At 47.4% G+C, this 10,527-nt stretch carries 9 protein-coding genes and 2 pseudogenes; all 11 read left to right on the top strand.

What is annotated here, in order from left to right; translation table 11 throughout:
- The first annotated feature begins 71 nt into the window (after positions 1 to 71).
- Entirely contained in the window at positions 72 to 857 is a 786-nt protein-coding gene (gene recO, locus AC6I5A_RS04305) for a DNA repair protein RecO (protein ID WP_034612157.1), read from the top strand.
- 433 nt (positions 858 to 1,290) lie between these two features.
- Positions 1,291 to 2,211 carry a glycine--tRNA ligase subunit alpha gene (glyQ, locus tag AC6I5A_RS04300; protein WP_034612115.1) on the top strand — a complete coding sequence of 307 codons (921 nt, stop codon included), beginning with the start codon at positions 1,291 to 1,293 and terminating at the stop codon, positions 2,209 to 2,211.
- Between the two features lies 1 nt (position 2,212).
- Positions 2,213 to 4,056, top strand: a pseudogene (gene glyS / locus AC6I5A_RS04295) (glycine--tRNA ligase subunit beta).
- Positions 4,057 to 4,214: 158 nt separating this feature from the next.
- Complete coding sequence (gene ccpN / locus AC6I5A_RS04290) at positions 4,215 to 4,856, top strand: transcriptional regulator CcpN (RefSeq protein ID WP_034612114.1); 642 nt, start codon at positions 4,215 to 4,217, stop codon at positions 4,854 to 4,856.
- A 99-nt stretch (positions 4,857 to 4,955) separates the two neighbouring features.
- Positions 4,956 to 5,777: a pyruvate, water dikinase regulatory protein gene (locus AC6I5A_RS04285; RefSeq protein ID WP_034612112.1), complete on the top strand. Its 822-nt coding sequence runs from the start codon at positions 4,956 to 4,958 to the stop codon at positions 5,775 to 5,777.
- Positions 5,770 to 8,415, top strand: coding sequence for a pyruvate, phosphate dikinase (gene ppdK / locus AC6I5A_RS04280; protein WP_034612110.1), 2,646 nt, complete (start codon positions 5,770 to 5,772; stop codon positions 8,413 to 8,415). The genes AC6I5A_RS04285 and ppdK overlap by 8 nt, the downstream gene beginning before the upstream one ends.
- Positions 8,416 to 8,651: 236 nt before the next feature.
- Positions 8,652 to 8,966 (top strand): TIGR04076 family protein, encoded by a 315-nt coding sequence (locus AC6I5A_RS04275; protein WP_034612154.1) that lies wholly within the window; start codon positions 8,652 to 8,654, stop codon positions 8,964 to 8,966.
- 160 nt (positions 8,967 to 9,126) lie between these two features.
- A complete protein-coding gene (locus AC6I5A_RS04270; protein WP_034612109.1) occupies positions 9,127 to 9,408 on the top strand; it encodes a type II toxin-antitoxin system RelB/DinJ family antitoxin in 282 nt (93 codons plus the stop codon).
- Entirely contained in the window at positions 9,398 to 9,676 is a 279-nt protein-coding gene (locus AC6I5A_RS04265) for a type II toxin-antitoxin system YafQ family toxin (protein ID WP_034612108.1), read from the top strand. The genes AC6I5A_RS04270 and AC6I5A_RS04265 overlap by 11 nt, the downstream gene beginning before the upstream one ends.
- Before the next feature lie 63 nt (positions 9,677 to 9,739).
- A complete protein-coding gene (locus AC6I5A_RS04260) occupies positions 9,740 to 10,342 on the top strand; it encodes an HD domain-containing protein (protein WP_034612106.1) in 603 nt (200 codons plus the stop codon).
- Positions 10,339 to 10,527: pseudogene (locus tag AC6I5A_RS04255) on the top strand (hypothetical protein); the annotation flags it as partial. The gene AC6I5A_RS04260 and the pseudogene AC6I5A_RS04255, both read left to right, overlap by 4 nt.

Here is a 10,527-nt window from a genome sequence, read left to right as displayed (position 1 = left end):
CGAGTGCTCAGGGTTTAGGTGTATACTCGGATAATAGAATTACAAAGAATAGTAAGAGAAAGGGTGAGGGCGTGGCCGTTTATCATGCGGACGCGTTAGTGATCCGCAGTCGGGAATTTGGAGAGTCGGATCGTTTGCTCACTCTTTTTTCTCGTGAGATGGGGAAGCTGCAAGTTGTGGCGAAGGGGGTGCGTAAACCGAAAAGTAGTCAAAGGGCTGGGGCTCAGTTGTTTACGTATGCGGATTTTCTAATTCATCGGGGAAAAACTTTGGATACGGTTAGTCAGTGCAGCCCCAGGGAAAGTTTCCCGCACCTTTGGTATGATCTTGACCGGTCGTTTGCAGCGACGGGTATTGCGGAATTATTAGACATTTCGACGATTCCAGCCCAGCCTAATCGGGAGCTTTTCGGGCTTACTTTGACGTGTTTATTTCTTATAGAACAGTTTGCCCCCCCCCTTGTGCTCAGCACTTATGCCTTGCGGTTAATGACGTTGTTAGGATATCGTCCGCGTTTGGGGGAATGTGCCGAGTGTGGGGTTAGTATAAGTGGGGAGCGTTTGTTTTTTAGTTCAGAGGCGGGGGGTACGCTTTGCGGACACTGCCGGGAGACTTATTCCGGGCGATGGATTCGGGCTGGCAGTGTTGCGTTTATGGGTCAATTAACCAGGGCGAATATCTTCAAAATAGATCGTTTGCGTTGGAATGCCTGGATGAGACAAGAAATCTTGGAGACTCTACGGCTTTTCGTGGAACATAAATTTGAGCGACCCCTCAAATCCTGGCGGATGGGGAATTTATGTGCTGATGATGCGGGACGACATAATTGCGAAAAGGAAGGAAAAGACAATGACTGACAACATACGAGGACGATGCTAATTATTTTGCTGCGGATAAGGAATATTAAGGGAATCTGTTTGACACACCTTCTTCCTCCGCTTATAATCATCTTAATATAGTAACCTAACCAGAGGAAGTTTCTTGGCTAAGAGAGCACGGAGAGAGGAATCGCGTCAATGAGTGCAGGCGATAAGGCGTGAAGAAACTCAACGGTTTACTTGCAGAAAGCCCAGGGGGTGGAAGCCGAATGGGAGTAACGGATGGGGGAGCTCTGAGCATACGTAACGAAGAGGACCCTTGGGGGTCAAACAGGGTGGAACCGCGGGAACAAGCTCTCGTCCCTGTAGCTTAAATGCTACGGGGGGAGTGCTTTTTTATTGTCTTGAAAAACAAATCTTGGTAAAGAGCATATTGGAGAAGAAAATAAATAAATTACTTAGGAGGTTGACTATGAAGTTTCAAGACCTAATCCTTACTCTCGACAAGTTTTGGGGAGAACAAGGGTGTATTATTGCCCAACCCTATGACATGGAGAAAGGGGCGGGAACCATGAACCCGGCTACATTTCTGCGCGCCCTTGGACCGGAACCCTGGAATGTGGCCTATGTTGAGCCGTCGCGCCGGCCAACCGATGGACGGTATGGGGAAAACCCCAATCGCTTACAGCACTATTTTCAATACCAGGTTATCCTTAAGCCTTCGCCGGAAAATGTTCAGGAACTTTACCTGCAGAGCCTCGAACGGATGGGAATCAAGTCTAAGGAGCACGATATTCGCTTCGTTGAAGACAACTGGGAGTCTCCGACCTTGGGGGCGTGGGGGCTTGGCTGGGAAGTCTGGTTAGATGGTATGGAAGTGACCCAGTTTACATATTTTCAACAGTGCGGGGGGGTTGACTGCAAACCGGTTTGCGCGGAAATTACCTATGGCCTGGAGCGACTGGCCACGTTTATTCAAACTAAAGACAGTGTGTATGATATTGAGTGGGTCGGGGACATTACCTACGGCGATATCTATCTTCAAAGCGAGATCGATTACTCGCATTACAACTTTGAAGTCGCGGATATTGAAGCGCTGCAGATCTGGTTTGACATGTATGAGCGTGAGGCGAAGCGGGTCGTGGAAAAGGGCTTGGTGCTCCCGGCCTATGACTATGTGTTGAAGTGCTCTCATACCTTTAACCTTCTTGATGCTCGCGGGGCAATCAGTGTCACGGAACGTACCGGCTATATTGCCCGGGTGCGCATGCTGGCTCGTCTGTGTGCTCAGGCTTATGTGGAGCAGCGGGAGAGGCTGGGCTTCCCCTTACTTAAACACATGCACTCGAACCTCGAACAACGAACCTCGAACAACGATTTGGGGGTGGAGTAAGATGGCGAAAGATTTTTTACTTGAAATTGGAACAGAAGAGATCCCCGCTAAATTCTCCCCGGGGGCAATGACCCAGCTCAAGGAACAAGTCAGCAAACGATTTGCCAGATTGCGCTTACCCTTTACGGAATTGAACATCTTCGCGACTCCTCGTCGTCTCGCCCTTCTTGTCACAGGTCTTGAGGAAAAACAGGGCTATTTTAAAAAGGAAGTAAAAGGACCGGCTGTGAAAGCGGCCTATGATGCGAACGGTGCGCCAACAAAAGCTGCCCAAGGCTTTGCCCGTGGGCAGGGTGTGACGGTGGAAGACCTTTTTGTACAAGAACTCAATGGAGTACCATATGTGTTTGCCAATAAATTGGAACCGGGGGTTGAGACCCAAACAATCCTGCCTCAGCTCGCCCGGGAGCTGATTAATGCGCTTCATTTTCCCAAGCCGATGCGCTGGGGTGACTTCGATTTTTATTTCGCACGTCCTATTCGTTGGCTTGTCGCGCTTTACGGGACAGAGGTCGTACCGTTTGAATTCGTCGGGCTTGAGTCCGGTCGTGTCTCACGCGGCCACCGAACGCTGGCGACAGAACTTGTTTTCTTAGGCCAACCTTCCGATTATCGGGAAGCTTTACGTAAAGCCTTTGTCATGGTTGATCCGGATGAACGAAGGGTTGAAATCCAAGCACAGCTCAAAGTCCTTGCGGAACAAGTCGGCGGCGAGGTGCCTGAAGATCATGAACTTCTGAGCGAAGTCATCCACCTAGTCGAATATCCGACCGCATTATTGGGTAAAGTAGCCCCTGAGTACATGAACTTGCCGGAGGCAGTAATCACGACCCCGATGCGAGAGCACCAACGGTATTTTCCAGTCCGGGCTGTAGACGGAACACTTTTGCCCTATTTTATCACGGTGCGTAACGGAGATGCTTATGCCATAGACACAGTGAAGGCCGGAAATGAAAAGGTGTTGAAAGCTCGTTTGGAAGACGCAGCTTTTTATTACAGGGAAGACCAAAAGGTTCCTCTGGAAGGGTCGGCGGAGAGATGCCCGAGGTCTGTCAGGGGATACTTGAACACTATCAGCCTCGTTTTGCCGGGGATGCCTTGCCGGTGTCTGACCCGGGGCGTGTGGTGAGTCTTGCGGATAAACTGGATGCTATAGTTGGGGCGTTCAGCATCGGAATTCAGCCTACAGGGTCCCAGGACCCTTATGCCCTAAGACGCCAGGCCCAAGGGATCGTTGCTATCCTCCTGGACTCCAAATGGAACTTTTCCTTAACCGAACTCTTGCAGGAGTCCTACCGGGCTTTCAACGTGCAGGGGACTTCCCTTTTGCCGTTTCAGGATATATTGCCACTTTTACAGGATTTCTTTCAACAACGGCTGCGTTTTGTGCTTCAGGAACAAGGATTGCGCTATGATACTGTCATTGCGGCGCTCGCACTGGGAAGCGATCGATTCAATCGCGCTGTGTGCCGAGCCCGGGTACTTTCCGAAAAACGGGAAGAAGAGACCTTTCTACTTTATGCCCAAGCTTATACCCGCTGTTTAAATCTGACTAAAAAAGAACCGCCTCAAACATTAAATCCAGCCTTGCTGGCGGATGCGACAGAAATTACCCTTGCCAACGGGATCTCCTTACGTCGCGAGCGTTTTAATCGGATGATAGCGATGGGTGATTTCGCGGAGGCGTATAAGTTGGCAGGAGAGCTTGTACCTCTGATTGAGGACCTCTTTCAAGCGGTTATGATTATGGTAGAGGATGCAGATCTGAGAGTTGCCCGGCTGGCCTTACTCAGGCAATGTGTGGAGATGCTGGGTTGTCTGGGGGATTTAAGCGTTTTGACATAAACTATGTGCGATGCACGAGGTCCGAGGCACGATGCGCGTAATCGAAAAAAATGTTCATTAATCTAGGCAAGGAATCATATCTTGTGATATATTAACCGTGTAAGAGCTAATTAGTATGTCACATTGAGATGCGGAGAAACATTAAGAGGTGAAAAGGGTTGGAATGGACGGAGCGTCAACAGCGAATTGTGGAGATCGTGAAAGACTCAGGTTCCATCACAGGTGAAAAGATTGCGGCAAAGCTGGATTTGACGCGGGCCACCCTCCGCCCGGATTTAACCGTTTTGACGATGTTCGGGGTTCTGGAGGCCAGACCACGTGTCGGGTATTCTTATCGGGAAAACACCGGACCTTCCCCGATTATGGAACGCTTGCTTCAGCTTCGGGTTAGCTCGTACAAGTCGATTCCAGTTACCGTACCGGAAAGTGCGAGTATTTATGAAGCGACGGTTGCGATGTTCACGCAAAACGTAGGAAGCCTGACGGTTGTCGGGCCAGATCACCTCCTTGTAGGAATGATCTCGCGTAAAGATATTATGAAAGCCTCTATAGGGAAAAGCGACCTTCAACAAGTTCCCATCGGTGTTATTATGACGCGCATGCCCAACATTTATATGACGACACCTGATGAGCCGGTTTATAGTGCGGCTAAAAAACTTGTACAACATCAGGTTGACAGTTTACCGGTGGTCGAAGGATATGTGGACGAGAACGGGTATGAATGTTTTGAGGTCGTGGGCCGGTTTACTAAGACGAATGTCACAAAGCTTTTTGTGGAAATTGCGGAAGCAAGGCTGTGACCGAGGTATGAAGTTCGTGGTTCGTGGTACCCGAAGGCAAAGGGAACCTGAGGTCGGAAATGAGGTTTGATTGCGAATGAATTGGAGGTGTGTGAACGCGTGACGACCCAAAATACAGTGATTTATATCATTTCGGATGCACTCGGAGAGACGGCTGAGTTTGTAAGCCGGGCGGCGGTGGCACAATTTCTCGGGGTAAAGATACGGATTCGTCGGGTTCCCTATGTCCGGGATGAATTGCATCTGGAAGATATTATGGAAGAAGCCGTGGCGGAACAGGCCGTCCTGGTGTATACTTTAGTACTTCAAAATCTTCGGGATTTTTTGGAAGAAAAAGCCATTGAGAAAGGGCTAAAAACTGTCGATATATTAGGTCCTTTAATTAGCGCTCTAGCCAGCCAAACCGGCCTGAAACCCACCCATATTCCAAACATTATCCATCTTCTGGATGAACAGTATTTCCGTAAAGTGGAGGCGGTCGAATTTGCTGTAAAATATGACGCCGGCAAAGACTTTCGAGGGGTTTTCTATGCCGATGTTGTACTTATTGGCGTCTCACGGACCTCAAAAACGCCACTCAGTATGTACTTAGCCCATAAAGGACTCAAAGCCGCGAATATTCCGCTGGTTCCGGAAGTAAATCCGCCGGAAGAACTGTTTAGTATTTCTCCTAAGAAAGTAATTGGATTAACATTACGACCTGAATTACTCAACTCAATTCGAACCGAGCGCTTAAAAACCTTAGGGTTGGGCGCAGACTCGGATTATGCTAACCTGGAGCGCATAATTCAGGAACTGGAGTATGGGCAGAGTGTCATGAAACGTCTAGGTTGCCCAATCATCGACGTCACTAGCAAAGCGGTTGAAGAGATCGCAAGCATGGTGTTGGAAATATTGTATAAGGAGGATGGAAATGAATAATAAGTACGTTTACTTATTCCGGGAAGGAAAAGCTTCCATGCGCGACTTATTGGGAGGAAAGGGTGCCAATTTATGCGAAATGACCAATCTTGGTTTGCCGGTTCCGCCAGGATTTACCATTACCACGGAAGCATGCAATGAATATTACAGCAACAACCAAAATCCCCCGGAGGGTCTTTGGGATCAAGTCTGGACGGCCTTAGCGGATGTTGAGGCAACTACGGGTAAACGCTTTGGAGATAAAGTGAATCCACTGCTCCTTTCTGTTCGGTCCGGGGCTAAGTTCTCGATGCCCGGCATGATGGATACGGTTCTTAACTTGGGATTAAATGACGATACAGTGGGGGTCTTGGCTGCGAACACGCAAAACGAGCGTTTTGCCTGGGACTGTTACCGCCGCTTTGTTCAAATGTTCGGAGATGTCGTCCTGGAAGTAGAACATTCCGATTTTGAAGAGATTTTAGAGATCGCCAAAGAGAAACAAGGGGTTAAGTTTGATTCTGAACTATCGGCGGAGAGCCTCAAATGGATGGTCAGCGAATATAAGAAAAAAATAGAAAGCAAGACTGGCATACCGTTCCCCGTGGATCCCAAGATTCAGCTAGAGTTATCGGTATTAGCGGTATTCCGTTCGTGGAACAATGACCGGGCGAATTTTTATCGTACGATTAATAATATTCCCCATGACATTGGGACAGCCGTGAATGTGCAGGTCATGGTCTTTGGGAATATGGGTGCCGACTCAGGAACAGGCGTGGCCTTTACGCGCAGCCCATCGTCGGGGGAACATGCGCTCTACGGCGAATATCTGATGAATGCGCAAGGGGAAGACGTGGTGGCCGGGATCCGGACCCCCAATCCAATTGCCACTTTGGCCCGGGAAAATTTGGAGATCTACAAGCAGTTTGAGAGTATTTGCAAACTCTTAGAGAGCCATTATCGTGATATGCAGGATATTGAATTTACGATTGAGCGCGGAAAACTTAATATACTGCAAACTCGGAATGGCAAACGAACTGCCTCAGCCTCAATCCGGGTAGCGGTTGATCTTTTCCATGAGGGTTTAATTACGAAAGAAGAAGCAGTCATGAGGATCGAACCGGAACAACTGGATCACTTATTACATCGCAGTATGGATACAAATGCAAAGTACGAAGTTCTGGCGAAAGGGCTTCCTGCGTCACCTGGCGCTGCCTCTGGGAAAATTGTATTTAGCGCGGATGAAGCAGAAAGCTTAGGGAATGCCGGGGAGAAAGTGATTTTGGTGCGTACCGAAACGACCCCGGATGATATTCACGGTATTTTGGCAGCCCAGGGGATTTTAACGAGCCGTGGCGGTATGACGAGTCATGCGGCCGTTGTCTCCCGGCATATGGGCAAGCCGGCTGTTTGTGGGTGTGATGCCTTAAAAATTAACGTTGCTCAAGGTTTAATTGAGATTGAAGGGGTTGAGTATCACCAGGGAACAATGATCTCCATCGACGGCTCAACCGGGCGGGTTATCAAGGGCGAAGTTCCTATGGTAGATCCACAACTAAGTGCAGAATTTAAAGAGCTCTTGGGCTGGGCGGATGAAATTTCTCGACTCCGGGTGAAGGCTAATGCCGATAGCCCGACAGAAGCGACGAACGCACGAAATTTCGGAGCGGTTGGGATTGGGTTGACGCGGACCGAGCATATGTTTATGCACCCGGAACGGATTCCGATTGTCCAAGAGATGATCCTGGCGCAAACCCTCGAAGAACGCGAAGTCGCCTTGGCCAAACTTCTGCCCATGCAGGAAGAAGACTTCTATGGTATTTTGAAGGCGATGCAGGGACTCCCTGTGACTATTCGCCTGTTGGATCCGCCGCTGCATGAGTTCCTGCCGCATTCGGAGGAACTGGTTGTGGAGATCACGAAACTGAGAGTTCTGAATAACGACCCCGATACCTTACACCAGAAAGAGGCATTGCTCAGTAAAGTACGGGCCTTATCCGAGCTTAACCCAATGCTCGGCCACCGTGGTTGTCGTCTGGGAGTATCCTATCCGGAAATCACGGTTATGCAGGCGCGGGCAATTTTCCAGGCCGGTGCCCGGTTGGTAAAAGAAGGGTATGATATTCATCCGGAAGTCATGATTCCCCTGATCATAGGGAAAGAAGAGTTCCTGATGATGCGTAAGCTGGTGGATGATACGGCAGAGTTGGTCATGCGCGAACAAAATGTCCGGATCCACTATCAAGTTGGGAATATGATTGAGGTACCGCGTGCGGCACTCTTGGCTGATGAGATTGGAAAAGTAGCAGACTTTTTCTCCTTCGGGACGAATGATCTCACCCAAATGACGATGGGCTTGTCGCGTGATGATGCTCAAGGCAAGTTCCTCCCTGTCTATCTGGAAAAGAAGCTCATGAAAACAGATCCCTTTATTGTACTTGATCGGGAAGGGGTTGGTAAGCTCATTGACATGGCAGTGAAGCTTGGTCGGAGCGCAAATCCAGATATTTCCTTAGGGATCTGTGGAGAACATGGCGGCGAACCAAACTCGGTGGAATTCTGCCACTTAGTCGGCCTGGATTATGTCTCCTGCTCCCCATTTCGAGTACCTATAGCGCGTTTGGCAGCAGCGCAGGCCGCGATCAGACACAAAGACTAATCGAAGTAGTCATTAACTATTATAAAAAAGGGTATTGCAACTTAACTCTAAAGTGCAGTACCCCTTTTTGCTGGTTTCCAGGCATGTCTATGGAATTAACATGTCCCTTTATGGGCTGTTCGTTGCGGCTCTGCAAATAACATTAAGCATTTCAATGATTATGGTCGAAGGGAGTGACACTTTATGACAAACGAGGAGTTAGAGCAAATCCATCGGGTGGCGAGGATAAAATAATGATGAAAAAGATTAAAATTACAGTTATGAAAATGGCTCACTATCATGACTTGATAGATAAATACGAAAATCCGATCAGCCATGCCTGCAATATGCAAGTTGGGCAAATATTCATTGCCAACGGCTGGGAAAAGCCGGAGGGAATGTGCGACAGTGCCTGGGAGAGTATGTCTGCTTTTGTAATGACCCTTGCCCACGGCGGCGAGGACTTTTATGACGGCTGGATGAAAAACAAAAAGTCCGCCATGATCTCCTGCAATGACGGCTTCCGTCCGGTGAGCTTTTTGATTGAGGCACTGGATGAGGATGCGGAATAAGAGATAAATCAGAATTTATCGAGCAATTGTTTCTCTGCAGCCAAAGAAATTAAATATTGAAGTTAACTATATGAAGAATAGTATAGTATGTGCATTGTATTGACAATGCACATATTTTATACTAAAATACATATAATGATAGTAAAGGGAGGGAAGTCAAATGTCCGAAACAACAAATTTAACCATTCGCATAGATAAAGAACTCAAGGAGCAGGCAGAAAAGCTTTTCTCCGAATTGGGTATGAACATGACAACGGCATTCACTGTCTTTGTCCGTCAGGCTGTTCGGCAGGGAAAAATACCCTTTGAAATATCTTTGAATATTCCTAATTCAGAAACCATAGTAGCCATGGAAGAAGCAAATAGAATAAGCCGTGACCCAAGTGCAAAACGCTACTCAAGTTTTGAGGACCTGATAGCGGAGGTTCAGAATGAAGTATGAGATTTTATCGACTGGGAGGTTCAAAAGGGATTTAAAGGCAATTATTAAGCGAGGATACAATATCCAATTACTGCAGGATGTTGTTTCTATGTTGGCAGCCGGAATACTCCTGTCGGAAAAATATAAAGACCACATGTTAATAGGAGATTGGACTGGGCACAGGGAATGCCATGTTACTCCCGACTGGCTTTTGATTTATAGGATTGATAATAATGTTCTGGTATTGACGCTTACCAGAACAGGTACTCATAGCGAGTTATTTTTATAGGGAGCTAAAGTATCCCTGTCAAAATAACCACTATGCAAAGTTCTTGTTGGGGGGGAATATGGAGTGAGTTCAAGCAAAGGATTAGACAACTATTTATTGGCTGTTCGAAAGCTGAATAATATGGGGCGTTGGGCAACTGAGTTTATGCATTCCAGAACCACGGTGAGTGAACATTCCTTTTTTGTAGCTCAGGTGGGTCAAATGTTAGGGCTTATTGAAGAAGAACATAGCAATGTCGTGGACTGGGGTCGATTGTTCAAAAAACTCCTGAACCATGATGTGGTCGAGGCGATTACTGGAGATATTATCAGCACCGTAAAGCACAAGAGTAAAGAAATGCGGGATATGGTATGCCTTATCGAAAAAGAGGCTGCGGAAGAGAGTCTATTTGCTCATATGGAAGGACCTTACAAAATAACCTATAGGGAAATCTTATTTGAGGGAAAAGATGATACACTTGAGGGCCGAATTTTACAAGCTGCAGATTATATAGACGCACTAATGGAATGCATTGGCGAGATAAGACTCCACAATAACTTTCCGTTTGTTGAAAAATATCACGGCATTCTGGAGAAGTTGAAAGAGGTTGACCTTATTAGTGTTCGATACTTCGTTGAATTTATTCTTCCTCCGCTAATTTCAAAGTGTGAGGAAATTCATGATTGAACAAAAAGTCTGGTCTTGAGTGTGACAGATATGAAATGGTAAACATACCTTATACTGTAATTACATGGGATGCATGGAAAGCGGTGACAAGGGTGAGCATATATCTGGCTTTAGGTGATTCCATTACTGCAGGGTATGGTGTTGGAAGCTTATTTTCTTTTCCGACAGTATATGGCAATTATCTT

It is taken from the genome of Desulfosporosinus sp. Tol-M2 (assembly GCF_059735615.1).
This window is presented reverse-complemented; position numbering and strand designations above follow the sequence as displayed.

What these genes read in the sequence shown, in the direction of transcription:
- AC6I5A_RS04265 (WP_034612108.1), top strand. Translation starts at nt 9,398, where the DNA reads ATGAAGTATGAGATTTTATCGACTGGGAGGTTCAAAAGGGATTTAAAG.
- AC6I5A_RS04270 (WP_034612109.1), top strand. Translation starts at nt 9,127, where the DNA reads ATGTCCGAAACAACAAATTTAACCATTCGCATAGATAAAGAACTCAAG.
- ppdK (WP_034612110.1), top strand. Translation starts at nt 5,770, where the DNA reads ATGAATAATAAGTACGTTTACTTATTCCGGGAAGGAAAAGCTTCCATG.
- glyQ (WP_034612115.1), top strand. Translation starts at nt 1,291, where the DNA reads ATGAAGTTTCAAGACCTAATCCTTACTCTCGACAAGTTTTGGGGAGAA.
- AC6I5A_RS04275 (WP_034612154.1), top strand. Translation starts at nt 8,652, where the DNA reads ATGAAAAAGATTAAAATTACAGTTATGAAAATGGCTCACTATCATGAC.